Below are 24180 nucleotides of genomic sequence, written 5' to 3'. Positions count from 1 at the left end.
ACCCTGCTGACATGACACCCAGCAGACTTTCCGGAAAAACAGGAGTTACTCGTATGAAGAAGTTCGCTATCGCTGCCGCTACTGCTACCGCGCTGACCCTGACCATGGCCAATGCCGCGTTCGCACAGTCTCAGACCACCCAGGCTCCCATGACGCTGGCAGCCGGTGAAATGACCAAGGCCAAGGAAGCTACTTCCGATACCTGGATTACCACCAAAGTCAAAAGTGACCTGGTGACTGAAAAAGGCATTCCCGGCACCGACATCAAAGTTGAAACCAACAAAGGCGTCGTGTCCCTGTCGTCCACTGTTGCAGTGACTGAAGCCCAGAAGGCAACTGCCGTGGCGATCACCAAGAAAATCAAAGGCGTCAAAGCGGTCTCCGCTGACGGCCTGAAAGCCGAGTAAGGCAAGGCTTCTCGCCTGGACTGGGAGAAGGCGCGGCAGGCGGGCCAAGACATACGTCTGTCGCAACTGAGGAGTTCATGCGAACGGCCATAAGGATGTGGCCATTACAGGCCCCGGCATTCGTGTCGGGGCCTGTTCTATTGTGGGCAACACAAAACCCCTGTGGGAGCGAGCCTGCTCGCGAAAGCTGACTGTCAGCCAACTCAAATGTTGAATGTCGGTCCGTCTTCGCGAGCAGGCTCGCTCCCACAGTGATGTGTGGTGTTCTTAGTTACCGCGTTTGCTGGTGATCTGCACCAACCGATTTCCCTCGAACCGCAGATACTGGTACATCCCGCCATTCGGCCCGTAGGTCCATTCCTCGACCTGAAACTCTTCCCGTCGATTGACGCTGCGCTTGTAACCCAGCAGATCGCGACTGACCGGTTCGCCGCACTTTTGCAGCACTTCGCTCGACCGGTCACCGACACTGATCAATTGACTGCCGCAGCGCAGGGTATCGGCCGCCGAGGCGTGGCTTGCGGCCAATGGCAACGCCAGTGCGAGCAACAGCCGCTTACCCATCATTCGGCGTCCAGATGCAGGGGCGTGACGACCTTGCCGTCTTTTTCCGCATCACCTAACTGAGCGTCGATGAAGTACACACGATCATCGGCCAGTTGGCCCTTGTCCACCAGATAGTCCTTGATGCTGCTGGCGCGGTCCTGACCCAATTGCCGCAACAGCACTTCGCTGGAGCTCCAGAACTGGATCACGCCCTCGCGCATTTTGGCAGTGCGCTCTTCCTTGCCCAGGTCCTTCCATTCGGCGGGTGGCTGGGTTTTCAGGCGTGTGCGGTAGATCCCTTCCAGCAGCGGGCCTTTTTCGCTGTCCGGGACATCCAGCAAGGAAGCCTGGGCCGGAACCTTGTCGCCACGACGCTGGAGCATTTTGTAGTAGTTGTATTGATATTCCCGTTCCAGGCGCTGCTCGGCAATCAGGGGACCGTCGCTGCTCTTGGCCGCGGTGCCTTCGATTTCCAGGCGCAGGGCCGGGCGTTCCTTGAGCGCGTTGGACAGCTTGACCAGTGCCGCTTCGGCGTCCTTGCTCAGCTCGCTCGAGCCTGGCGCGAACGACACGCTGCCCAGATCTTCCGAGCCACTGCCGCTGACCAGTCCACCAATGAGTTTGAACGGTGCAGCCGCCGCCTTGACGATCAGGTTACGCAGGGTCTGCCAGATAATCGGCATGACGCTGAACTGAGGGTTGTTCAAGTCACCGGACACCGGCAGTTCGATGGAAATTTTGCCGTCGACGTCCTTGAGCAAGGCAATCGCCAGTTTCAGCGGCAGGCTCACGGCGTCCGGGCTGTCGACTTTCTCACCCAGTTGCAGTTGTTCCACGACCACCTTGTTTTCGGCCTGGAGCTGACCCTTGGTGATCTTGTAATGCAGGTCGAGATTGAGCCGGCCCTTGCGGATGCGATAGCCGGCGAATTTGCCGGAGTAGGGCGTCAGGGTGGTCAGTTCAACCCGCTTGAAGCTGGTGGCGATGTCGAGGCTGGCCATCGGGTCGAACGGGTTGACCGCGCCTTTGATGGTCACGGGTGCATAGCGATCGACCTTGCCCTTGACGTCGACACTGGCCGGTTTGGCCTGACGACTGTCGATGGTGCCGATCTGCCCGTTGAGTTCTTGAATGGCGGTGGCGAAGTTCGGGGTCAGGCTGAAGTCGGCGAAGTTGGCCGAGCCGTCGTTGATGACGAAGCCGCCGATGTGGATGGCCAGCGGTTTTTCTTTGCTCGCAGGCTTGGTGGCCGCAGGCTTGGCCGCGGAATCCGCCGGTTGTGGGATCAGCAAGTCATCGATGTTGGTGGTGCGGTCATCGTTGATCATGAAGCGTACATAGGGTTGCATCAGGTTGATCTTGTCGATCGACAGACTGTCACCATGCTGATAGTTCAGGCCTTCGACCACCACCTGTTGCCACTTGAGAAAGTCACGGGTTTTCAGGGTGTCGAGGGTGTGCAACTGATCAACCTGGGCGCGGCCGGTAACGCTGAGGGCCAGCGGCTCGGTGCTTTTCAGGTTGACCGCCAGATCGCTGCCCAGCATGCCGCTGCGCAGTTCCAGGCGAATGAACGGGTTGATGTAGGACTGGGCGACGCGCAGATCGATGTCGCGGGTTGTTACGTTGAGTCTGGCGGTGATCGGTGCCAGGTTGACTTCGCCTTCGGCCGTGAGCTTGCCCTGCTTGCCCACGCCGGTGTCGAGCTTGAGCTGGAAAGGTGAGCCATTGAGGCTGTCGAACTTCTGCAGGTCGAGATTCAGCGGACCCAGTTCCAGGGCCACGGCAGGTTGCGCCTTGCGGTCGGCAAGGTGCACCTGGTAATTGCGCAGTTGCACGTCGTTCAGCAGTACCTGCCAGGGTTTGGAGGCGGGTGCCGGTTCGGGTTTCGGCGAATCGGCCGCTGCTGGGGTGCTGGCGGGTTCGGCCTTGGCTTTTGCCGCCGGTTTGGAAGGCTGGCTGGCGAACAGTTTTTGCCAGTCGAGCTGGCCGTCGGCTTCCAGGGCTGCCCAGGTTTCGAGCTTATTGCTGCGGATCTTGCCGACGACGACTTGCTGTTTCGCCAGGTCGATCGTGGTTTCGCTGACGTCCAGCCGTTCGAGTTTCACCAGTGGCCGACCGTCAGGGGCCTTGATGGCGAAGGGGGCGATGGTGGCCGAGACATTGCTCAGCAACAGTTCGGTTTGTTTGGACAGGTTGAGCTTGTAGTCGGTGCTCAGGCTGACGACACCGTTTTCGAGCACCAGTGGCACCGCATCGCGTACATAGGGCCAAAAGGCTTTCATCTTGCCGTCGGTGAGTTTCAGCTTGCCTTCAGAGGCGAGCGGAATGAGGCTGAAATTACCGGTCCAGTCGATCTGCCCGCCGTTGGGGCCGATGGCCGACAGGGTCATGTTGGCGCTGTCTTCGGGAAGGGTGCTGAGGTTCTTCAGCTCGAAGTCGAGTTTGTCGTAAATGAATTCGATGGGTTCGCTGGGGCGTTCATCAAGAAAATGCACGCCACCGCCCGCCAGCTTGATGCTGTCTATGCGCAACGGGAATGGCTTGGCATTGGGATCGGTCGGTGTCGGCTCGCTCGCTGGCAGTTTGAACAGGCCGAGCAGGTTGAGCTTGCCGTCCTTGCCAAAGAGCACTTCAGTCTTGGGTTTATCCAGTTCGATATTCGACAGATGCAACGCCTTGGTCCAGAGACTGTCGAGTTGCAGGTTGGCGTACAGGCGTTCGAAGCCGACCTGTTCCTTGCCGGGTTCGCCGATGTTCAGGCCCCAAAGGGTCACTTCAAGGCTGAACGGGTTGAGTTCGATTCGCTGGAGGGTGGCGGGCATCGTGGCGTAGTTGGCCAGTTGCTGGTTGGCCACGCGCAAGGCGATGCCCGGCAAAATCAGAAAGCCCAGCAGGCTGTAGAGGGCCAGAGCAGTCAACAAGGCGCCGACGGCGCGAATCAATCCTTTGTACATGCGTGGCTTCATCTGTCTGAATCGGAGTGCCTTGGAGTATGGCACGCGATTCCGGTTCCGAAACAATTGCCCTGTTCAGGATTTTTCAGATTTGTCTGACATGAATCAGAGCTGCAGGATCAGGGTTTTGAGTGGCGGTTGCTGGTCCATCGACGGGAAATCACCACCGGGTTTCATCACTGTCCACTCGCGCACTGGCCGTCCGGCTTTCTCCGCGCAACGCAAAACCTGCTCGCGCCAGTCGTCCATGCTGACTTTCGCCAGATTGTTGCAGCAGATCAGCACACCGTTCTCGGCAGTGGTCAGCAGTGCCGGTTTCAGCAGGCTCTGGTAGTCGCGCAACAGGTCGACAGTACCGAACGCGCTCTTGGCCCAGGCCGGAGGATCGAGCAGCACCAGATCATACTGGCGCTGTTCCAGGCGCTGATAGCTCGGCAACTTTTGCCCGCGACGCTGGCTGATGGGCAGGCCGGCCAATTGGCGGATGGCCGGGAAGTAGTCGGACTGGATGAATTCCATGGTCGGCAATTGCGGGTTGAGCAGGCCGTTTTCACGACCGACCGCCAGGTTGCCTTCGGCGAAGTCCAGGTTGCACACCTCCCGGGCACCACCGGCCGCGGCGCTGAGGCCGACGCCACAGGTGTAGGCGAACAGGTTGAGCACGCTTTTGTTTTGGCTGTGCGCCTTGACCCAGCCGCGTGTGTTGCGCAGGTCGAGGAACAGCAGCGGGTCCTGCCCGGCGTGACGCCCGCGCACCCGGTAGTTGAGGCCCCATTCGTGGCCGACCAGGTCTTGCAGTGCCGCTTCGTCGGCGCGGTAGACATTGTCTTCACGGTCGATGCGCGAGTTGCCGCGGGAGCGGTCGTTGTAGACCAGCAGGCTTTCAAAGCCCAGGTGCTGGTTGACGATTTCGTGCAGTTGCAGCAGCGCATCGCGTTCCAGCGACTGGTGAAAGCTCTGCACCATCAGTTGTGGGCCGTAGCGGTCGATGGTCAGGCCACCGGCGCCTTCCTGGCTGCCATGGAAAAGGCGATAGCAATCGGTGCCTTGCTGATGCAGCTCGGCCAGCAAGTCCTGGCGATGTTCAAGGGCGGCGCGCAGCGCCTGATTCAAGGAAGACATGCTGGGCGCCTTGCAGGTTGGAATTTGGCGCGGGAGTTTAACAGCTTGAGCGATGAAGAACCTGTGGGAGCAAAGCTTGCTCGCGATAGCGGCGGGTCAGATGTTGCATGGTCGACCGTAACGACGCCATCGCGAGCAAGCTTTGCTCCTACAGGGGGAGTCAGGTCAACAACCCCATTCGTCTTTTTGCCCGTTGCACTGAACCATTGCGCACCGCCCAACGCAGCATCGGCGCACTGCGATTGACGCTGGCACGGATCAGCTTGCGTTGCAGCGGGCTCTGGCTGACGCCGAGCATGTCGCTGGCCCAATCCGGCAGCAGATCGATCCCGGCCTGCATCATCAGCCCGCCGAAAGGCTTGGCCAGACGGCTCGGGGACGGGGCGTTCAGCAACAGGCGCAGCACTTCGCGACTGCGTTCGTCGCACAACAGTTGCGGCCTGATTCGCGCAAGATAATCGGAAATCTCCTGCCTCGAACGAGGCACATCCCGGGCACCCAGACGTTCGGCAACCAGCGCGATTTCCGCGTAATAGCGATCCTGATCGACCAGAGACAGATGCGGGTTGCGGTAACGCAGATGCGCGGCGAGAAAGTTGCTGACTTCGGCCACATGCACCCAGGTCAGCAAGTCGGGATCGCTGGCGGCGTAGGGCCGGCCATCGGGTGCCGTGCCGGTAATCTGAAGGTGAATGGTCCGGACTTTCTCGATCAGCCAGTCGGCGTCCTGGCGCGAGCCGAAGGTGGTGCCCGAAATGAACTGTCCTGTGCGGCGCAACCGGCCGAGCATGTCCTCGCGAAAGTTCGAATGATCCCACACACCCGCCAGGGCCAGCGGATGCAAGGCTTGTAACATCAGGGCGCTGATACCGCCGATGAGCATGCTGCTGAAGTCACCATGCACTTGCCAGCTCACCGAATCGGGCCCGAACAGACCGGGATCGCCCTTGGGGTTTTCCAGGTCGAGCTTGCCCAGGGAAAGGCCGGTCAGGCTCATGATTTGGGTTTCGATGCGGCTGCGGATGAATTCCATGGTGTCCCGGTGATTTCTAATGCTTCTGTAGGAGCATGGCTTGCCCGCGATGAACGATAACGCGGTGTGCTGATGGACCGCGTTATCGTTCATCGCGAGCAAGCTTTGCTCCTACAGACGGCAGTAGGTTATTGGTTCAGGCGCTTATCGATCAGGCCCTGTACAACACTTGGATCAGCCAGTGTCGAAGTATCCCCCAGGCTGTCCAGTTCATTGCAGGCGATCTTGCGCAATATACGCCGCATGATCTTGCCAGAACGGGTTTTCGGCAAGGCCGGCGCCCACTGGATCAGGTCCGGTTTGGCGAAGCTGCCGATTTCCTTGCTGACCAGCGCCAACAGCTCTTTCTTCAATTCGTCACCGGGTTCGACGCCATTCATGGGGGTGACGAAGGCGTAGATGCCCTGGCCTTTGACGTCGTGGGGGTAACCGACCACGGCGGCCTCGGCGATGCTGTCGTGCAGCACCAGGGCGCTTTCCACTTCAGCGGTGCCGATGCGGTGCCCGGACACGTTGATCACATCGTCGATACGCCCGGTGATCCAGTAGTCGCCATCTTCGTCGCGGCGGGCGCCGTCACCTGTGAAGTAGTAGCCGGGGTAGGGCTTGAAGTAGGTGTCGACCATCCGCTGCGGATCGCCATAGACGGTGCGGATCTGTGCCGGCCAGCTTGATTTTATGGCGAGCACGCCACTGCCGGCGCCTTTGATTTCCTTGCCATGTTCGTCGAGCAGCACCGGTTGCACGCCGAACATCGGTTGCGTGGCGCAGCCGGGCTTGATGCGTTGGGCGCTCACCAGGGGGCTGAGCATGATGCCGCCGGTTTCGGTCTGCCACCAGGTATCGACAATCGGGCAACGCTCTTCGCCAACCGCGTGGAAGTACCATTCCCAGGCTTCCGGGTTGATCGGCTCACCGACGGTGCCGAGAAGTCTGACGCTGGCGCGGGACGTTTCCTTCAGCGGTTCAGGACCTTCGCGCATCAACGCGCGCAGGGCGGTGGGGGCGGTGTAGAAAATATTGACCTTGTGCTTGTCGATCACCTGCCAGAAGCGCGAGGTACTCGGGTAACTCGGTACACCCTCGAAGATCAATGTCGTCGCGCCATTGGCCAGCGGCCCGTAGACGATATAGCTGTGACCGGTGACCCAGCCGACATCGGCGGTGCACCAGAAGATTTCGCCGTCGCGGTAGTCCAGCACGTATTTGAACGTCATCGCCGCTTGCAGCAAGTAGCCCCCGGTGGTGTGCAGCACGCCTTTGGGTTTACCGGTGCTGCCGGAGGTGTAGAGGATGAACAGCGGGTCTTCGGCACCCATCGGCTCGGGCGGGCAGTCATCGCCAACATCGCGTAGCGCCTGGTGATACCAGATGTCCCGGCCTTCGACCCAGTTCACCTGATTCTGTGTGCGCTCGACCACGACCACAGTGCTGACATTGGGGCAGCTTTGCAGGGCCTTATCGACGTTCTGTTTGAGCGGGACAAATTTGCCACCGCGCACGCCTTCATCGGCGGTGATGACGGTGCGGCAGTCGGCATCGAGAATGCGGTCGCGCAGGGAGTCCGGGGAAAAGCCGCCGAACACCACCGAATGCACCGCACCGATGCGCGTACAGGCGAGCATCGCGTAGGCCGCCTCCGGGATCATTGGCATGTAGATGCACACACGGTCGCCTTTCTTCACGCCACGGCTTTTGAGCACGTTGGCCAGGCGGCAGACGTTGTGATGCAGTTTTTTATAGGTGATCTGGGTGGATTCGGCGGGATCGTCGCCTTCCCAGATGATCGCGATTTGGTCACCGCGTTTTTCCAGATGACGATCGATGCAGTTGTAGCTGACGTTCAGCTTTGCCCCGGCAAACCAGCTGGCTTCTCCGGTTTTCAGGTCATAGCGCTGGACGGTATCCCACGGTGCGCTCCAGTCGAGGAAGCGGGTGGCTTGTTCTGCCCAGAACGTACTGGGGTGTTCGATGGATTCGCGGTACAGGCGGTGATAGTCGTCTTGACTCAGTTGTGCAGCCCGGCGGACGGCATCGGCTTTGGGGAACGTGCTGATATCGAACATGGCGGTTCCTTATTCTTGTTTTTCGACAAGAGGGGAGCTGCGCGACCCTCGTAGGAGCTGGCAAGCCAGCTCCTACAAGGTTAGTACCTCCGCAGGAGCGGCGTCAGATCACCCGCGGTGACGACCACGGAAGTAGTTGATCAGGCCTTGGGTCGAGGCATCCTCGGCCGGGGTTTCCTCGCTGCCGACCAGGCGGTTGTAGACGCCTTTGCCCAGCTCCTTGCCCAGTTCCACGCCCCACTGATCGAAGGCATTGATGCCCCAGATCACGCTTTGCACGAAGACTTTGTGTTCGTACATCGCCACCAGTGCGCCGAGACGACGCGGGCTGATGCGCTCGACCACCAGGGTGTTGCTCGGACGGTTGCCCGGAATCACTTTGTGCGCCGCGAGTTTTTTCACGTCGGCTTCACTCATGCCTTTGTCGCGCAGTTCGGCCTCGGCTTCGGCCAGGGTCTTGCCGAGCATCAGCGCCTGGCTCTGCGACAGGCAGTTGGCGTACAGCCACTGGTGGTGGTCGGACACCGGGTTGAAACTGACGATCGGCACGATGAAGTCGGCCGGAATCAGTTGGGTGCCCTGGTGCAGCAACTGGTGGTAGGCATGCTGACCGTTGCAACCCACGCCGCCCCAGATCACGGGACCTGTGTCGGTGGACACTGGCGTGCCGTCCTGGCGCACACTCTTACCGTTGGATTCCATGTCCAGCTGTTGCAAGTGCTTGGTGATGTTACGCAAGTAGTGGTCGTACGGCAGGATCGCGTGGCTCTGGGCGCCCCAGAAGTTGCCATACCAGACACCGAGCAAGGCCAGCAGTACCGGCATGTTCTGTTCGAACGGTGCGCTCTGGAAGTGTTGGTCCATGGTGTAGGCGCCGGACAACAGCTCCTTGAAGTTCGACATGCCGATGGCCAGGGCGATTGGCAGGCCGATGGCCGACCACAGCGAGTAACGCCCGCCGACCCAGTCCCACATCGGGAAGATGTTCTCTTCGCGGATGCCGAATGCCACGGCGGCGGCATTGTTGCTCGATACCGCAATGAAGTGACGATACAGCTCGGCCTCCGAACCACCCTGGGCCAGATACCAGGCACGGGCGGCCTGGGCGTTTTTCAGGGTCTCGAGGGTGTTGAAGGATTTCGACGAGACGATGAACAGCGTGGTCTCGGCGCGCAGCTTCATGGTCAGTTCGTGGAACTCGCTGCCGTCGATGTTCGCCAGATAGTGGCAACGCACACCTTTCTGGGCGTAGGACAGTAGTGCTTCGGACACCAGTTCCGGGCCGAGGAACGAACCACCGATGCCGATGTTCACCACGTCGGTGATCGGCTTTTCGGTGTAACCGCGCCACAGACCGTCGTGGATACGGCCAACGAGGTCGGTGATCTGGTTCAGCACCTTGTGCACTTCAGGCATCACATTGACGCCGTTGACCGACAGCTTGTCGCCGACCGGGCGACGCAGGGCCGTGTGCAGGGCCGGGCGGCCTTCGGAGGCGTTGACGATTTCGCCATCGAACAGCGACTTGATCGCACCCTTGAGGTCAACCTCATTGGCCAGGCCCACCAGCAGATTGCGGGTCTCGGCGTTGATCAGGTTTTTCGAATAATCGAGGAACAGGCCGCAGCTGCTGAGGGTGAAATGGGTAAAGCGCTGCGGATCGGCATTGAAGGCCTCGCGCATGCTGAAATCCTGCATGGCTTGGCGGTGGTCATTCAGCGCTTGCCAGGCGGGCAGAGCGGTCACGTCGTGAGGAGTGCGGTAATACGCCATCGCTGCGGGTTTCCTTTTTACTTGAACGGCCTTTTGAACACGATAATTCCCGGAGCGCTGTGGATGGGCGTCCGGTCAACTGCGTCGACACGATTTCATGGCGCAGGGCGAATACAGTAAACCCCGCGCGGTGATCTGTCTTGACTTTGTCTGACCTGATTCCGGTACTTTTTTAACATCGAAGTCAGGAGCAGCCGACAAACGGAAGCGCGACAGACTTCGATCAGGCGACCTGGACCGGAATGGCGTTGCTGGTGTGGCTCAGTTCATTGCCCGGTGCCATGTAGAGCATGCGCGGTTTGAAGTTGAGCAGTTCGGCTTCGCTGTAGTGGGCGTAAGCGCAGATGATCACGCGGTCGCCAACCTTGGCCTTGTGCGCTGCCGCACCATTGACCGAGATCATGCGCGAGCCTTCTTCACCACGAATGGCGTAGGTGGTGAAGCGCTCGCCATTGTCGACGTTGTAGATCTGGATCTGTTCGTACTCACGAATGCCGGACAGGTCCAGCCATTCGCCGTCGATGGCGCAGGAACCTTCGTAATCGAGTACAGCGTGGGTGACTTCGGCGCGATGCAGCTTGGCTTTGAGCATGATGGCGTGCATGAGTGTTTTCCCAGGTCGGAATCGAACGGTGGGCGGTTTGCCCTATTGTTTTCTGTAGGAGCAAAGCTTGCTCGCGATGAGGCCCTAACAGTCAACATGTGTATTGGCTGTCGGTCCGCTATCGCGAGCAAGCTTTGCTCCTACAGGGGGTTGTGGTGTTTATGCGGGCGTATCGAGGTTCAGGTGCAGGTTGTCGATCAACCGCGTGGTGCCGAGGAACGCCGCCACCAGAATCACCAGGTCACGATCCTCCGCCGTCGCCGGACGCAAGGTCAGGGCATGGCGAATTTCCAGGTAATCCGGACGCATTCCGGCAGCTTCAAGTTGTTTGATCTGCGCATTGATCAATGCCGGGAAATCCCGCTCGCCCTGTTTGATCGCATCGGCAATCTGGCTCAGGGTGCGATAGACAACCGGTGCAACGGCACGCTGCTCTTCACTGAGAAAACCATTGCGCGACGACAGTGCCAGGCCATCGGCCGCACGAACGGTCGGTTCGCCAATGATTTGGATCGGCATGTTCAAGTCATGGACCAGGGCACGAATCACCGCCAGTTGCTGGAAGTCTTTCTGGCCGAAAATCGCCAGGTCCGGCTGGACCATGTTGAACAATTTGCTGACCACGGTCGCCACACCTTCGAAATGCCCCGGTCGGCTGGCGCCGCACAGGCCTTCGGACAATTGCGGGACGCTGACGCGGGTCTGGCCGGTCATGCCGTCGGGGTACATTTCCTCGACCGTTGGTGCGAACAGCAAGTCGCAACCGGCCTCCAGCAGCTTCTGCTGGTCGGCGGCGAGGGTGCGTGGGTATTTATCGAGATCTTCGCCAGCACCGAATTGCAGCGGGTTGACGAAGATACTCGCGACCACGAAATCCACCCGTTGAGTGGCCTTGGTAATCAGCGCGATGTGACCGCTGTGCAGGTTGCCCATGGTCGGCACGAAGCCGATGCGCTTGCCTTCGCTACGGGCGCGGGCTACAGCGGCCCGCAGTTCGCGTACGGTTTTTACGGTGTTCATGCAGAGAATCCATGTTCGATGCCAGGGAAGGTCGCCGCTTTGACTTCAGTGACGTAGGCGCTCAAGGCCGCATGAATGCTTTCCTGGCCAGCCATGAAGTTCTTCACGAATTTGGGCACGCGACCGGTGATGGACAGTCCCAGCATGTCGTGCAGGACCAACACCTGGCCATCGGTGCGATGGCCGGCGCCGATGCCGATCACCGGGATTTTCACCGCTTGGGTGATTTCTTCGGCCAGTTCACTCGGCACGCATTCGAGCAACAGCATCGCGGCGCCGGCCTGTTCCAGTGAAATCGCATCGGCGCGCATCTGCCGTGCCTGGTTTTCATTGCGGCCCTGGACCTTGTAGCCGCCAAGGATGTTCACCGATTGCGGCGTCAGGCCCATGTGTGCGCAGACAGGGATGCCGCGCTCGGCGAGCAGACGGATCGAGTCCGCCAGCCACAATGCACCTTCGATCTTGACCATGTGCGCGCCGGCCTGCATCAACAGGGCGCTGTTGGTCATGGCTTGTTCGGTAGTGGCATAGGCCATGAAGGGCAGGTCGGCGAGGATCAACGCATCAGTGTTACCGCGTTTGACGGCGGACACGTGGTAAGCCATTTCGGCGGTGGTGACCGGCAGGGTGCTGTCGTGACCTTGCAAAACCATGCCGAGGGAGTCGCCCACCAGCAGCACTTCGACGCCAGCCTGATTGCAGGCGTGGGCGAAGGTCGCGTCATAGCAGGTCAGCATGGTGATTTTTTCACCTTTCTGCTTGAGGCTCTGGAGCGTGGTCAGGGTGATGGCTGGCATGTCAAAAAATCCTCGTTCAGGCGCTGTGCAAACTACTGCGAGTAACGCGCGTGATTCGTCATCCACTCAGGCGCACGGTCTTCTGTCGTGCTTATAAGGCCTGGATTGCGCCCTTGTGTGCCGGGTAGGCGGCATCGGGACGCCTATAGTCGTGAGGAGAACTCGGGAAGTCAATTGCATGTGTTACCGCATTGTTACGCAGGCTGTGTTACCGGGGTAACTGATGCGTTTCAGCAAATTCTGTAGGACATAGCGCAAAACAAATGTGGGAGCGAGCCTGCTCGCTCCTACAAGGTTTTGTGTCAATTTGTAGTCAGGCGTTCCAGACCGACGAACGGGCAGGCAGCGAGTAACTCTGTGAGGCTACGTCCATCGGCCAGACGCAGGTCGGCAGGCGCCAACTCGGCCAATGGATACAGCACGAACGCGCGTTCCTGCATATGGTAGTGCGGGACTTTGAGGCGAGGTTCGTCGATCAGGCGGTCACCGAACAGCAGGATGTCCAGATCCAGCGTGCGTGGTCCCCAGCGCTCAAGTCGCTCGCGGCCTTGCCCGTTCTCGATGGCTTGCAGCGCATCGAGCAAATCGAGCGGTGCCAGGCTGCTGTCGAGGGCGGCGACCGCATTGGTGTAGCGCGGTTGGCCGGGTAGCAGCGAGTCGCTTTGATAGAAGGCGGAAACCCCGACCAGTTCCGATCCCGGCAGCTGCGACAGTGCGGCGACGGCGCTGCGCAACTGTTCGGCAGGGGCGGCAAGATTGCTGCCCATGCCGATATAGATGCGTTCCATGAATTACTCGCCCGAGGTGCTCGAAACGCCCGCGGCGCGCTTGCGCTTGGAGCCGCCGCTGCGGCGACGTTTGCGCGGTGCACCGGTGCCTTCGTCTTTGCCGCTGAGGTCACGGATCATGTCGCGACGCTCACTGTCGTTGGCGTCCTGATAGTCCGTCCACCATTCACCCAGGCCATCGGTCTGCTCGCCCGCGCTTTCGCGCAGCAACAGGAAGTCGTAACCGGCGCGGAAGCGCGGGTTGTCCAGCAGCAGGTCGGCACGTTTGCCGCTGCGCCGTGGCAGGCGCTCCTGCATGTCCCAGATCTCGCGGATCGGCATGGTGAAGCGTTTTGGGATCGCGATGCGCTGGCACTGTTCGGCAATCAGCTCGTGAGCCGCTTCCTGCATCGCCGGAATCGGTGGCATGCCACGTTCTTGCAGGCGCAATACGCGAGCCGGCAGGGCAGGCCATAGCAGGGCGGCAAACAGGAACGCCGGGGTCACCGGTTTGTTCTGCTTGATCCGCAGGTCGGTGTTGATCAGCGCTTCGCTGATCAGCGTATGGGTATAGGTCGGGTTGTATTCCAGCGCCTCGGCACTGGCCGGGAACAGCGGATCGAACAATTGCAGGTCGACCAGCATTTCGAAGGTGTCCGCGGCATGGCCGGAGAGGAACAGCTTGAGCACTTCTTCGAACAGGCGGGCCGCCGGGATCTCGCGCAGCATCGGTGCCAGATCGCGGATCGGCAGGGCGCTGTGTTTTTCGATGCCGAAATTCAGCTTCGCCGCGAAACGCACGGCCCGCAGCATCCGTACCGGGTCTTCCTGATAGCGTTGTTTCGGATCACCGATCAGGCGGATCAGGTGGTTGCGGATGTCGTGTACACCGTTGGCGTAGTCGAGGATGCGCTCGCTGACCGGATCGTAATACAGGGCGTTGATGGTGAAATCGCGACGTTGCGCGTCTTCCTCCAGGGTGCCGTAGACGTTATCGCGCAGGATGCGCCCGCTCTCGTTGCGGGAAGACTGGTTGCTGTCTTCTTCCTCATCGTTTTGCGGGTGATTGGCGCGGAAGGTCGCGACTTCGATGATTTCGCGGCCGAAGTGGATATGCACCAGTTTGAATCGGCGCCCGATGATCCGCGCGTTACGGAATTCGGCCCGTACCTGTTCGGGGGTGGCGCTGGTGGCAACGTCGAAATCTTTCGGTGTGATACCCAGCAGCATGTCGCGCACGCAACCACCCACCAGGTAAGCCTGATAACCGGCGCTCTGCAGGCGTTCAACGATATTCACCGCGTAGCGGCTGAATTGTGCCTTTTGCAGCGAATGTTGGCCGCTGTTGAGCACTTCAGGCGTGCTGCGAATATGTTGCGTAGGACGCTTGGGAGAACGGAATGACTGGAACAGCTTCTTCAGCATGGGATGCACTGTTTGAAGGAATATTCGGCCATAACAGAAGAATGACCGCATGATGGGCGGGGATTCTAGCATTTAGTCGGGGGATGGTGTAGGACACAGCAAATATGAGCTGTGGGAGCGAGCCTGCTCGCGATGGTCTTGAACGATAACGCGTAAAACCAGGTGCCCAGCGGCGCCTGTAAGTTTTTCGCGAGCTCGCTCCTGCAGTTGCCGGTTTTTGACATCGTAGAAACTACAAGGGGAGCCGAAGCTCCCCAAGAAGTAGTTGCATGCTCTATTTTTATTTTTGGTTTCGGGCTTCTTGTTTTTGTTGAGTGCCCTTGCCATGAAGCTTTCCTTCATGACCCTCCCAATCGGGAGCCAAGAGCAAACGGATTGCTTTGGTCGCTGTGTTGCAGTGATCTTGCGATCCAACCAGTACAGGCTCTGTCTAAAGACAGTTTTTTGTTGTTCTCGGCCTGGTCGTGGGGCAAGCCCCAAATACAACGCCTCTCCAAAAGAATCAGTTAGCTGCGCCTCTCGCCGTCTTGTTTTTATTGTGCGTGAGTCGATTCGTCTTATTTTTATTGTCTTGTGCATTGCTTGTTATTGTTCTTGTACCAAACATATAGCAGGGTGCGTGCCAACTTTTGCAAAGCCCAATAAAACAAGGGGTTAGGCGTGCTGATAGGGTTTGTGCAGGCGAAAAAAAGCCGGGGTTTCGTTACCGTAAGCCCCGGCTTCTGTTACGTGAAAAATCTGAGGTAACAGTTTTTTTCACAATGTCACGTGTTACCCGCACATCAGACAGGTGCGGTTCAGCTCTCGCTGGCCACCCCGGTCTTGCGCCGTGGAATGCCCAGGCGTTGACGGCGTTCCCACAGGCATTTGCGGCTGACCCCGAGTTTGCGGGCCAGCTCGGTTTCGGTCATGTGGTCCTGATGCTCGAGCACGAAGTGCTGGAAGTAGTCTTCCAGGGACAGGTCTTCGGTCGGTTCGTGGTTGTTGTTGCCGGCATTGTTGTTGCCCTGCTGTGGGGGCAGGCCAATGAATTCGTCGTCTTCCAGATCGCCCAGCTCGATGTCGATACCCAGTAGCTCGGCAGAAATCTCCGGGCTCTCGCACAGGATCACGGCGCGTTCGACGGCATTTTCCAGCTCGCGAACGTTACCCGGCCATGAGTAATGGCGAATGGCTTGTTCCGCGTCCGGGGCGAATTTCAGGTCGGTACGGTTGATTCGCGCGCTCTGCCGAGCGAGGAACGCATTGGCAATTTCGTTGACGTCGCTGCCACGCTCACGAAGGGCCGGCAGTTTCAGAGCAATCACGTGGAGGCGGTAATACAAGTCTTCCCGGAACTGGCCGATTTTCGCCAGGCTCTTGAGGTCGCGGTGAGTCGCGGCGATCAGGCGCACATCGACTTTTTGCGACTGGACCGAGCCAACCCGACGAATTTCACCTTCCTGCAGCACCCGCAGCAGTCGGGCCTGGGCTTCCAGGGGCAGCTCGCCGATTTCGTCGAGGAACAAGGTCCCGCCGTCCGCTGCTTCCACCAGGCCGGCACGTCCGGCGCTGGCGCCGGTGAATGCGCCTTTTTCGTGGCCGAACAGTTCGGACTCGATCAGGCTTTCCGGAATGGCTGCGCAGTTCACCGAAATCATTGGTGCCTTGGCACGCCTGGAAAGGTTGTGCAGGGCGCGGGCCACCAGTTCTTTACCGGTACCGGATTCCCCCTGGATCAGGACATTGGAGTCGGTCGGTGCGACTTTGCGAATCTTGACGTACAGATCCTGCATCGGCGGGCACGAGCCGATGATGCCAATCTCGCCGTTGCTGTTGTCGATACCCGGTTTTGCCGCGCCATTGGCAACTTTGCCGGCAACCGGCTCACCGCTGGCTTGCGCCGATTGGCGGTCACGCAGGATTCGCGCGACAGCCTGGAGCATTTCGTCGTGGTCGAAAGGCTTGGCGATGTAATCCACCGCGCCCATCTTCATCGAGTCGACCGCAGAACGCAGGCTGGCGTAGCTGGTCATGATCAGCACCGGAGTGCCCTGGCCCAGTTTGATCAATTCGGTGCCCGGTGCACCCGGAAGGCGCAGGTCACTGACGATCAGGTCGAACGTGGGAATGGTGAAGCGTTCTTGTGCTTCCTGCACTGAACCGGCTTCGCTGACCTGGTACTGGTTGCGTTCCAGCAGGCGGCGCAAGGCGGAGCGGATAATGGTTTCGTCTTCGACGATCAAAATGTGCGGCATTGATTCGATACTCTCGACGGTCTCAGTTCACAGCGGACGTCGCTTCGACATGACGCGGTAATGTCACCCGGATACGGGTGCCGCGTTGGCTCTGAACATCAGCCGGGCTGTCGATGGTGATTTGTCCATAATGCTCTTCAACGATGGAATAGACCAGTGCAAGGCCCAGGCCGGTGCCTTCACCCGGGTCCTTGGTGGTGAAAAAGGGTTCGAACAATCGGTCCATGATGCTCGATGGGATCCCGCTGCCTTCGTCTTCCACGATCAAATCGACCGTGTGTTCGCCGGCTTCACTCTTGACGCGTACTGCGCTGCCCGGAGGCGAGGCATCACGGGCGTTCGAGAGCAGGTTGATCAACACCTGGGCGAGCCGCTGCGGGTCGCCTTCGACCCAGTGTTCGGGGTCGCACAGGTTGTAGAACTGCACTTCGAAATTGCGTCGGTTCAGGGCCAGAAGGCCGATGGCATCCTGGGCGACTTCCGCCAGACAGACGGGCTCGTCGCTGTGCTGATGGCTGCCCGCATGGGCGAAGCTCATGAGCGACTGGACAATGCGCGACACGCGTTTGGTCTGTTCGAGGATCTGCCCGCTGATTTCCTTGAGTTCGCCGTCTTCTTCGCGCTCTTCGCGCAGGTTTTGCGCAAGGCACGCAATGCCGGTGATCGGATTGCCGATTTCATGGGCCACGCCGGCGGCGAGGCGACCGATGCTGGCCAGGCGCTCGGAGTGCACCAGTTTATCTTCGAGCATCTGGGTTTCGGTCAGGTCTTCCACCAGCAGGACCAGGCCACTGTTGCCCGGTGCGAGCGGCTCGTCGATTGCGGCCTTGTGCAGGTTCAGCCAGCGCGTCTGGCCATCGAGGGCCAGGTGCTGCTTGTGCAAATGCTCGTCCGGGACATTGATGAAACCTTGCAGCAGCTCCTTCCACGGGTCTGCAATGGTGCTCAGGCGCGAACCGACCACCCGTTGCGCGGCGATTCCGGTCAGTTCCTCCATGGCTTTGTTCCACATGAGGATTTCCTGATCCTTGGCCAGCGAACACACACCCATCGGCAATTCCTGCAGGGTCTGGCGGTGGTAGCGGCGCAAAGCATCGAGTTCGGCGGCCAGCCCGGTCAAGCGCGAATGGTAATCCTCGAGTCGGCTTTCGATGAAGTGGATGTCCTCGGTGACATAGTTTTCGCCGCCGGCCTTGTACGGCAGGAACGTTTCTACCATGTCCTGGGCCACGCTTGGGCCCATCAAGCCGGAGAGGTTGGCTTCGATGCGGTCACGCAAGCGCCGCAAGGCATAGGGGCGGCGCTCGTCGAATGGCAGATAGAGGTCGCGCAGGGCCTGCTCGACTTCTTTCTGTGCTGCCTTGGCGCCCAATGGTTTTGCAAGCTGCGTGGCGAATTCCTGGGGCGAGGCGGCGTGCAGTTCGCGGCGTTGCGGGCGACGCACATTGTCCACGGCGCAGGCCTCCGCTGCGCTGGCCTCTTCGGAACTGGCATTGGTGAAAAGCGAGATCAGGGTGAACATCAGTACGTTGGCGGCCAGCGAGGCGATTGCCGCCATGTGCCAGCTGGTGTCGTCCAGAACGTAGATCATGTTCAGCAGCGGGATGTAGAAGCCCTGCAGGTTGCCGACCAGCGGCAACAGCATGGTCACCAGCCACACCAGGATCCCGGCCAGCAGGCCGGCGATGAAGCCGCGACGGTTGGCGGTCGGCCAATACAGAACCGAGAGCACGCCCGGCAGGAACTGCAAGGTGGCAACAAACGCGACGATGCCGAGGTTGGCCAGGTCCTGTTCTGCCCCCAGCAACAGGTAGAAACCGTACCCGGCCATGATGATCGCGACGATCAGTGCCCGGCGCGTCCACTTCAGCCAGCGGTAGATATTGCCTTCTGCCGGCGGCTGATACAGCGGCAACACCAGGTGGTTCAGGGCCATCCCCGACAGCGCAAGCGTCGTGACGATGATCAGTCCACTGGCAGCGGACAATCCGCCGACATACGCCAGCAACGCCAACGCTTTGCTGTTGGCGGCTATGCCGATGCCGAGCGTGAAGTATTCAGGGTTGGTGGTGGCGCCGAGTTTCAGCCCGGCCCAGAGAATCAGCGGCACCGCCAGGCTCATCAGCAACAGGAACAGTGGCAAGCCCCAACTCGCGCTGACCAGCGAGCGCGGATTGAGGTTTTCGGTGAAGGTCATGTGGTACATGTGCGGCATCACGATCGCCGAGGCGAAAAACACCAGCAGCAGCGTACGCCACGGGCCTTCCTGCAAGGGCGTGTGCAAGGCGGCGAGGGCAGTCTGGTTTTGCAGCAACCAAAGCTCAAGCTGTTGCGGGCCGTCGAACACGCCGTACAGCGCATACAGCCCGACACCGCCCAGCGCGATCAACTTGATCACCGATTCGAAGGCAATTGCGAACACCAGGCCTTCATGCTTCTCGCGGGTGGCGATGTGCCGGGAGCCGAAGAAAATCGTGAAGAGGGTAATCAGGGCGCAGAAGCTCAGGGCTACGCGATGTTGTACCGGTTCGCGGGTGAGGATGCCGATTGAATCGGCCACCGCCTGAATCTGCAGCGCCAGCAGCGGCAGTACCCCGACCAGCATGAAGATCGTGGTCAGCGCGCCGGCCCAGGTGCTGCGGAAGCGAAACGCGAACAGGTCCGCCAGGGACGACAGCTGATACGTACGGGTGATCTTGAGGATCGGGTACAGCAACACCGGCGCCAGCAGGAATGCCCCGGACACCCCGAGATAACTCGACAGGAAGCCGTAACCGTACTGATAGGCCAGGCCCACGGTGCCATAAAACGCCCAGGCACTGGCATAGACCCCCAGCGACAGGGTGTAAGTGAGCGGGTGGCGAATGATCGCCCGGGGGATCATGCCCCGTTCACTGATCCAGGCCACGCCGAACAGCACCGCCAGGTAGGCGGCACTGATCAGGATCATCTGGGTCAGGCTAAAGCTCATCGGCATCTTTTTGGCTCTGCAGGATGAAGGTCACGACGATCAGGATCAGCCAGAGCAGATAAGGGCGATACCAGGCGCCAGTGGCGTCGATCCACCAATCCATGATGGCCGGGGAAAACAGGTAAATCCCCACTACCAGGAGCAGGACCAAGCGATAGATGTACATCCCGGCCTCTCTTTTTTATGCGCGTGCCCGAAAACGTGCGGCGATGGTAACGGATGGGCGCGCCACTGCAAGCACGATCACTGTAGCTGCGCCTCGGGCAGGCTCAGTGTGCGCGGGATCAGGTTCGCGTCCCAGTGGTCGGCACCCCATTTCAGCACTTCCTTCGGCGAGGCGTAAGCCAGCTCGGCACCTGGAGTTTGTCCCAGCGCGCGCAAGGCTCGCAGCAACAAAGGCGTTGCCTGATCTTCGGTCAATGGCGGTGAGCGATAGGACTTGCCGAGTTTATGGCCATCGGGCTGAGTGATCAGCGGGATGTGCAGATAACGCGGTTGCCGCAGGCCGAGCAGCTCTTGCAGGTAGAGCTGGCGTGGCGTGGAGTCGAGCAGGTCGGCGCCGCGTACGATATCGGTGATGCCCTGCCAGGCGTCATCCAGCACCACTGCCAGTTGGTAAGCGTAAAGCCCGTCACGGCGGCGAATCACGAAATCACCGACATCCCGGCCCAGGTGTTGATGGAACTCACCCTGGACGCGGTCAATGAAGTGGTAGTCCAGCTCAGGCACGCGGATCCGGATTGCGGCATCTTCGGTGCCATGCCCGGCGTTGCGGCACAGTCCCGGATAGATCCCGCGGTACGGTTCCAGTTGCTTGCGCGAACAGGTGCAAGCGTAGGCCAGCCCATGATTGAACAGGCGATTGAGCACTTCGGCGTAGGCATCGTGCCGGTCGCTCTGGCGGACCATCTCGCCATCCCACTCGAAACCATAGCTCTCCAGTGCCTTGAGGATCGCCACTTGCGCGCCGGGTTCTTCACGGGGCGGATCGAGATCTTCCATGCGCATCAACCAGCGACCACCCACAGAGCGCGCGTCGAGGTATGAAGCCAGCGCGGCGACCAGTGAGCCGAAATGCAGGTGGCCGCTGGGCGTGGGGGCGAAGCGTCCGATGTAGGCAGGTGTGGAGAGGGTGGTCATAGCAAGACTTAAATGGTGGCTAAGCAATCTGTAGGAGCCGGCTTGCTGGCGAAGGCGTCATTGGAATCGCCATCGCCGGCAAGCCGGCTCCTACAAATATCATGAAAAGTAGAAACAAAAACGGAGCGTTCGCACGCTCCGTTTTTCGTTCAGGTCGACATTATTTGCCGACTTGCTTTTCCTTGATTTCCGCCAGGGTCTTGCAGTCGACGCACATGTCGGCGGTTGGGCGGGCTTCCAGACGCTTGACGCCGATTTCGACGCCGCAGGATTCGCACCAGCCGTACTCTTCGTCTTCGATCAATTGCAGCGTCTTGTCGATCTTCTTGATCAGCTTGCGCTCGCGATCGCGGGCTCGCAGTTCGAGGGCGAATTCTTCTTCCTGGCTGGCACGGTCTGCCGGATCAGGGAAGTTGGCCGCTTCGTCCTTCATATGGTCCACGGTCTTGTCGACCCCTTCCATCAGCTCTTTTTTCCACTGATTCAGGACCTTGGTGAAGTGAGCGCGCATGGGCTTGCCCATGTACTCCTCGCCCGGAGCTTCTTTGTAGGGTTCGAAGCCGCTGATCGGCTGGACTGCCTGTTGCTTTGCTTGGGTGGACATGAAATAGACCGCCTCTACTCTTGTAATCCATCTGCGCAGGATTGCTCCATCACCGGCACCCGCCGGCCCTGCGGCTGCAAGCGGGCGAACTTACCAGATCAAATCAGAGCGCGCTACTCCCGGATGTCGAGGCCGCGGCCAACGGTGCTTGCAAAGGATGGCAAAGCGCTGTCCGGTGGCTATGGAGCCCTGATCAATTATTGATTTTAGTCAAACCTTGGGCACTCGCTCGAGTCGTTTTGGGTCTGGGTCATACGGCTCTGACCGCTTTAGTTTCTCGCTCGTTCCTGCGCTTGGGTAGAATCGATTCTTTTCTTCGTTGAAGGAAGGCCAATGGCTCAGTCCTACAGTGCTCGCAGTCGCGCGATCGAACCCTTTCATGTCATGGCATTGCTGGCGCGGGCCAATGAATTACAGGCCGCCGGTCACGATGTGATTCACCTGGAGATCGGCGAGCCGGACTTTACCACCGCCGAGCCGATCATACGTGCCGGACAGGCCGCGCTGGAGTCAGGGAAGACCCGCTACACCGCCGCGCGCGGCATTCCAGAGTTGCGTGAGGCCATATCGGGCTTTTATCAGCAGCGTTATGGCTTGAACATCGATCCGCGGCGCATTCTCATCACGCCTGGCGGTTCCGGTGCACTGTTGCTGGCCAGTGCCTTGCTGGTGGATCCGGGCAAGCATTGGCTGCTGGCGGACCCGGGATACCCATGCAACCGGCATTTCCTGCGTCTGGTGGAAGGCGCCGCGCAGCTTGTTCCGGTAGGTCCGGACGTGCGCTATCAACTGACGCCGGATCTGATCGAGCGGCATTGGGATCACGACAGCGTGGGCGCGTTGGTGGCATCCCCGGCCAACCCTACCGGGACAATCCTTACGCGCGACGAGCTGGCGGGGCTGTCCACTGCCATCAAGCAGCGCCACGGACATCTGGTGGTGGACGAGATCTACCACGGCCTGACCTACGGCACCGAAGCCGCCAGCGTGCTGGAAGTCGACGACAGTGCCTTTGTGCTTAACAGTTTTTCGAAATATTTCGGAATGACCGGTTGGCGACTGGGCTGGCTGGTGGCGCCCGATGCGGCTGTCGGTGAGTTGGAGAAGCTTGCCCAGAACCTCTACATCAGCGCCCCAAGCATGGCCCAGCACGCGGCCTTGGCCTGTTTCGAGCCAGCGACCATCAGCATTCTGGAAGAGCGCCGCGCCGAATTCGGTCGACGTCGGGATTACCTTTTGCCGGCCCTGCGGGAACTGGGCTTCGGAATTGCCGTTGAGCCGGAAGGCGCGTTCTACTTGTACGCTGATATCAGCAAGTTCGGCGGCGATGCCTTCTCGTTCTGTCGGCATTTCCTCGAAACCGAGCATGTGGCATTTACGCCGGGACTCGACTTCGGGCGTTACCAGGCCGGGCATCACGTGCGTTTTGCCTACACGCAAAATCTGGAGCGTTTGCAGGAATCGGTGGAACGTATCGCTCGCGGCCTGCGAAGCTGGCAAGGCTGATGCGTTTTCATCCTCCCCTCGAAGAAGGTCGCCTGATCCGCCGTTACAAGCGTTTTCTTGCCGATATCGAAACCGTGGGCGGCGAATTGCTGACCATCCACTGTCCGAACACTGGCTCGATGCTCAATTGTCAGGTCGAAGGCGGGCAGGTCTGGTTCAGCCGCTCCAATGACCCCAAGCGCAAATTGCCTGGCACCTGGGAAATCGGCGAGACCCCGCACGGCCGCCAATTTTGCGTGAACACCGGTCGGGCCAATGCATTGATCGAGGAAGCGCTGCAAGCCGGGGTTATCACCGAACTGAACGGCTTTACCGGACTCAAGCGCGAAGTGGCCTACGGTCAGGAGAAGAGTCGGATCGATTTTCGTCTCGAGTACCCCGGCGGACCGGCCTACGTGGAAGTCAAAAGTGTCACTCTGGGTTTCGACGGCATCGCGGTGGCGGCGTTTCCCGATGCGGTGACCCAGCGCGGGGCCAAGCATCTGCGCGAGTTGGCCCATCTGGCCCGGGACGGGATTCGTGCGGTGCAGTTGTACTGCGTGAACCTGACGGGGATCGAAGCCGTGCGCCCGGCCGAAGAAATCGATTCGGCCTACGCAGATGCCTTGCGTGAAGCCGTGGCATGCGGGGTCGAAGTGCTGGCCTATGGCGTGCGCCTGACCCATGAGGAGATGGTGGTGGATCGGCGTCTGGAAGTGTTGCTCGGCGGTTAAAGGCTGACCCAGATTCCCTGTGCATCCTCGCGGCAGTCGACACGCGTCAGCGATTGTCCCGCGCAGGGGCCGGCGACACATTCGCCGTCCTCGATCAAAAACAGGGCGCCGTGGGTAGCGCACTGGATCAGGCTGTTGCTGGGGTCCAGAAACTGGTCAGGCGTCCATTCCAGGCCAACGCCGCGGTGCGGGCAGCGATTGATATAGACGTAAACCTTGCTGTCCCGACGCACGGCAAATAGCTTTTGCCCGTCGAGCTCGAACCCTCGGCTGCTGGCGTCGGCCAGCTCAATGCCTGTACACAGAAGTTTCATGCCTTTCCTCAGGTCGCGAAGTCTTGCCCGGCGGGTGCAGGTGCCAGGGGGCACAGGATACTTGGGTTTCTACATTTCACGGGCAAAAAAAGACCCGGCAAGAGCCGGGTCAAATAACCGTGATTAGCCTGATGAGGAGATAATCTGAGAGTCCGAACCAAGGGCTATTCAGAATATC

At 59.9% G+C, this 24180-nt stretch carries 20 protein-coding genes; 3 read left to right on the top strand and 17 right to left on the bottom strand.

Features of this window, described 5'->3' with window-relative positions:
• The first annotated feature begins 53 nt into the window (after nucleotides 1–53).
• Nucleotides 54–407 (top strand): BON domain-containing protein, encoded by a 354-nt coding sequence (locus BJ917_RS28390; RefSeq protein ID WP_096515143.1) that lies wholly within the window; start codon nucleotides 54–56, stop codon nucleotides 405–407.
• Nucleotides 408–674: 267 nt separating this feature from the next.
• On the opposite strand, the gene BJ917_RS28385 is transcribed toward BJ917_RS28390, so the two are convergent.
• The 16 genes from BJ917_RS28385 to dksA form a co-directional block, all read right to left on the bottom strand.
• Entirely contained in the window at nucleotides 675–971 is a 297-nt protein-coding gene (locus BJ917_RS28385) for a DUF2845 domain-containing protein (protein ID WP_096515144.1), read from the bottom strand.
• On the bottom strand, nucleotides 971–3922 hold the full coding sequence (locus tag BJ917_RS28380) for a DUF748 domain-containing protein (protein ID WP_096515146.1): 2952 nt from the start codon (nucleotides 3920–3922) through the stop codon (nucleotides 971–973). The genes BJ917_RS28385 and BJ917_RS28380 overlap by 1 nt, the downstream gene beginning before the upstream one ends.
• Before the next feature lie 93 nt (nucleotides 3923–4015).
• Nucleotides 4016–5032: a class I SAM-dependent rRNA methyltransferase gene (locus tag BJ917_RS28375; protein WP_121105685.1), complete on the bottom strand. Its 1017-nt coding sequence runs from the start codon at nucleotides 5030–5032 to the stop codon at nucleotides 4016–4018.
• A gap of 160 nt (nucleotides 5033–5192) precedes the next feature.
• The gene (locus tag BJ917_RS28370; protein ID WP_121105683.1) at nucleotides 5193–6065 is read right to left on the bottom strand and encodes an oxygenase MpaB family protein; all 873 of its coding nucleotides are present in this window, start codon (nucleotides 6063–6065) and stop codon (nucleotides 5193–5195) included.
• 128 nt (nucleotides 6066–6193) lie between these two features.
• Nucleotides 6194–8131, bottom strand: a complete 1938-nt coding sequence (gene acs, locus BJ917_RS28365) for an acetate--CoA ligase (RefSeq protein WP_096515150.1) — start codon at nucleotides 8129–8131, stop codon at nucleotides 6194–6196.
• Nucleotides 8132–8239: 108 nt separating this feature from the next.
• Nucleotides 8240–9904: a glucose-6-phosphate isomerase gene (pgi, locus tag BJ917_RS28360; RefSeq protein WP_096515152.1), complete on the bottom strand. Its 1665-nt coding sequence runs from the start codon at nucleotides 9902–9904 to the stop codon at nucleotides 8240–8242.
• A 223-nt stretch (nucleotides 9905–10127) separates the two neighbouring features.
• Nucleotides 10128–10508 carry an aspartate 1-decarboxylase gene (gene panD, locus BJ917_RS28355; protein WP_003228271.1) on the bottom strand — a complete coding sequence of 127 codons (381 nt, stop codon included), beginning with the start codon at nucleotides 10506–10508 and terminating at the stop codon, nucleotides 10128–10130.
• A gap of 159 nt (nucleotides 10509–10667) precedes the next feature.
• On the bottom strand, nucleotides 10668–11528 hold the full coding sequence (gene panC / locus BJ917_RS28350; RefSeq protein ID WP_096515154.1) for a pantoate--beta-alanine ligase: 861 nt from the start codon (nucleotides 11526–11528) through the stop codon (nucleotides 10668–10670).
• Complete coding sequence (gene panB, locus BJ917_RS28345) at nucleotides 11525–12325, bottom strand: 3-methyl-2-oxobutanoate hydroxymethyltransferase (protein WP_096515156.1); 801 nt, start codon at nucleotides 12323–12325, stop codon at nucleotides 11525–11527. The genes panC and panB overlap by 4 nt, the downstream gene beginning before the upstream one ends.
• 302 nt (nucleotides 12326–12627) lie before the next feature.
• Nucleotides 12628–13113, bottom strand: a complete 486-nt coding sequence (folK, locus tag BJ917_RS28340) for a 2-amino-4-hydroxy-6-hydroxymethyldihydropteridine diphosphokinase (RefSeq protein WP_096515158.1) — start codon at nucleotides 13111–13113, stop codon at nucleotides 12628–12630.
• A gap of 3 nt (nucleotides 13114–13116) precedes the next feature.
• On the bottom strand, nucleotides 13117–14517 hold the full coding sequence (locus tag BJ917_RS28335; RefSeq protein WP_172901648.1) for a polynucleotide adenylyltransferase PcnB: 1401 nt from the start codon (nucleotides 14515–14517) through the stop codon (nucleotides 13117–13119).
• 797 nt (nucleotides 14518–15314) lie between these two features.
• A complete protein-coding gene (locus BJ917_RS28325) occupies nucleotides 15315–16754 on the bottom strand; it encodes a sigma-54 dependent transcriptional regulator (RefSeq protein ID WP_096515166.1) in 1440 nt (479 codons plus the stop codon).
• Nucleotides 16755–16776: 22 nt separating this feature from the next.
• Entirely contained in the window at nucleotides 16777–19731 is a 2955-nt protein-coding gene (locus tag BJ917_RS28320) for a sensor histidine kinase (RefSeq protein WP_172901649.1), read from the bottom strand.
• A complete protein-coding gene (locus BJ917_RS28315) occupies nucleotides 19715–19891 on the bottom strand; it encodes a hypothetical protein (protein WP_003176118.1) in 177 nt (58 codons plus the stop codon). The genes BJ917_RS28320 and BJ917_RS28315 overlap by 17 nt, the downstream gene beginning before the upstream one ends.
• Nucleotides 19892–19968: 77 nt before the next feature.
• Nucleotides 19969–20865, bottom strand: a complete 897-nt coding sequence (gene gluQRS, locus BJ917_RS28310; protein WP_096515168.1) for a tRNA glutamyl-Q(34) synthetase GluQRS — start codon at nucleotides 20863–20865, stop codon at nucleotides 19969–19971.
• Nucleotides 20866–21025: 160 nt separating this feature from the next.
• Nucleotides 21026–21469 (bottom strand): RNA polymerase-binding protein DksA, encoded by a 444-nt coding sequence (gene dksA, locus BJ917_RS28305; protein WP_093230212.1) that lies wholly within the window; start codon nucleotides 21467–21469, stop codon nucleotides 21026–21028.
• Nucleotides 21470–21802: 333 nt separating this feature from the next.
• Between dksA and BJ917_RS28300 the strand changes: the two genes are divergently transcribed.
• On the top strand, nucleotides 21803–22975 hold the full coding sequence (locus tag BJ917_RS28300; RefSeq protein ID WP_096515170.1) for a pyridoxal phosphate-dependent aminotransferase: 1173 nt from the start codon (nucleotides 21803–21805) through the stop codon (nucleotides 22973–22975).
• Nucleotides 22975–23688 carry a DNA/RNA nuclease SfsA gene (sfsA, locus tag BJ917_RS28295; protein WP_121105679.1) on the top strand — a complete coding sequence of 238 codons (714 nt, stop codon included), beginning with the start codon at nucleotides 22975–22977 and terminating at the stop codon, nucleotides 23686–23688. Before BJ917_RS28300 ends, sfsA begins: the two co-directional genes overlap by 1 nt.
• On the opposite strand, the gene BJ917_RS28290 is transcribed toward sfsA, so the two are convergent.
• Nucleotides 23685–24002 (bottom strand): Rieske 2Fe-2S domain-containing protein, encoded by a 318-nt coding sequence (locus BJ917_RS28290; protein WP_096515173.1) that lies wholly within the window; start codon nucleotides 24000–24002, stop codon nucleotides 23685–23687. The two genes, sfsA and BJ917_RS28290, sit on opposite strands and share 4 nt — an antisense overlap.
• Nucleotides 24003–24180 lie beyond the last annotated feature (178 nt).

The sequence above is a fragment of the Pseudomonas sp. WPR_5_2 genome (assembly GCF_003634475.1).
GTDB lineage: Bacteria > Pseudomonadota > Gammaproteobacteria > Pseudomonadales > Pseudomonadaceae > Aquipseudomonas > Aquipseudomonas izuensis.
The sequence above is the reverse complement of the archived record's forward strand: the minus strand, read 5'-3'. Positions and strand labels throughout refer to the sequence as shown.

Bases quoted from the DNA above. Each gene is read 5' to 3' on its own strand.
- BJ917_RS28315 (WP_003176118.1), bottom strand. From the start codon at position 19,891: ATGTACATCTATCGCTTGGTCCTGCTCCTGGTAGTGGGGATTTACCTG.
- panD (WP_003228271.1), bottom strand. From the start codon at position 10,508: ATGCACGCCATCATGCTCAAAGCCAAGCTGCATCGCGCCGAAGTCACC.
- BJ917_RS28300 (WP_096515170.1), top strand. From the start codon at position 21,803: ATGGCTCAGTCCTACAGTGCTCGCAGTCGCGCGATCGAACCCTTTCAT.
- panB (WP_096515156.1), bottom strand. From the start codon at position 12,325: ATGCCAGCCATCACCCTGACCACGCTCCAGAGCCTCAAGCAGAAAGGT.
- pgi (WP_096515152.1), bottom strand. From the start codon at position 9,904: ATGGCGTATTACCGCACTCCTCACGACGTGACCGCTCTGCCCGCCTGG.
- sfsA (WP_121105679.1), top strand. From the start codon at position 22,975: ATGCGTTTTCATCCTCCCCTCGAAGAAGGTCGCCTGATCCGCCGTTAC.
- BJ917_RS28375 (WP_121105685.1), bottom strand. From the start codon at position 5,032: ATGTCTTCCTTGAATCAGGCGCTGCGCGCCGCCCTTGAACATCGCCAG.
- BJ917_RS28290 (WP_096515173.1), bottom strand. From the start codon at position 24,002: ATGAAACTTCTGTGTACAGGCATTGAGCTGGCCGACGCCAGCAGCCGA.
- BJ917_RS28385 (WP_096515144.1), bottom strand. From the start codon at position 971: ATGGGTAAGCGGCTGTTGCTCGCACTGGCGTTGCCATTGGCCGCAAGC.
- gluQRS (WP_096515168.1), bottom strand. From the start codon at position 20,865: ATGACCACCCTCTCCACACCTGCCTACATCGGACGCTTCGCCCCCACG.
- BJ917_RS28335 (WP_172901648.1), bottom strand. From the start codon at position 14,517: ATGCTGAAGAAGCTGTTCCAGTCATTCCGTTCTCCCAAGCGTCCTACG.
- BJ917_RS28390 (WP_096515143.1), top strand. From the start codon at position 54: ATGAAGAAGTTCGCTATCGCTGCCGCTACTGCTACCGCGCTGACCCTG.
- BJ917_RS28320 (WP_172901649.1), bottom strand. From the start codon at position 19,731: ATGCCGATGAGCTTTAGCCTGACCCAGATGATCCTGATCAGTGCCGCC.
- BJ917_RS28325 (WP_096515166.1), bottom strand. From the start codon at position 16,754: ATGCCGCACATTTTGATCGTCGAAGACGAAACCATTATCCGCTCCGCC.
- BJ917_RS28380 (WP_096515146.1), bottom strand. From the start codon at position 3,922: ATGAAGCCACGCATGTACAAAGGATTGATTCGCGCCGTCGGCGCCTTG.
- panC (WP_096515154.1), bottom strand. From the start codon at position 11,528: ATGAACACCGTAAAAACCGTACGCGAACTGCGGGCCGCTGTAGCCCGC.
- acs (WP_096515150.1), bottom strand. From the start codon at position 8,131: ATGTTCGATATCAGCACGTTCCCCAAAGCCGATGCCGTCCGCCGGGCT.
- dksA (WP_093230212.1), bottom strand. From the start codon at position 21,469: ATGTCCACCCAAGCAAAGCAACAGGCAGTCCAGCCGATCAGCGGCTTC.
- BJ917_RS28370 (WP_121105683.1), bottom strand. From the start codon at position 6,065: ATGGAATTCATCCGCAGCCGCATCGAAACCCAAATCATGAGCCTGACC.
- folK (WP_096515158.1), bottom strand. From the start codon at position 13,113: ATGGAACGCATCTATATCGGCATGGGCAGCAATCTTGCCGCCCCTGCC.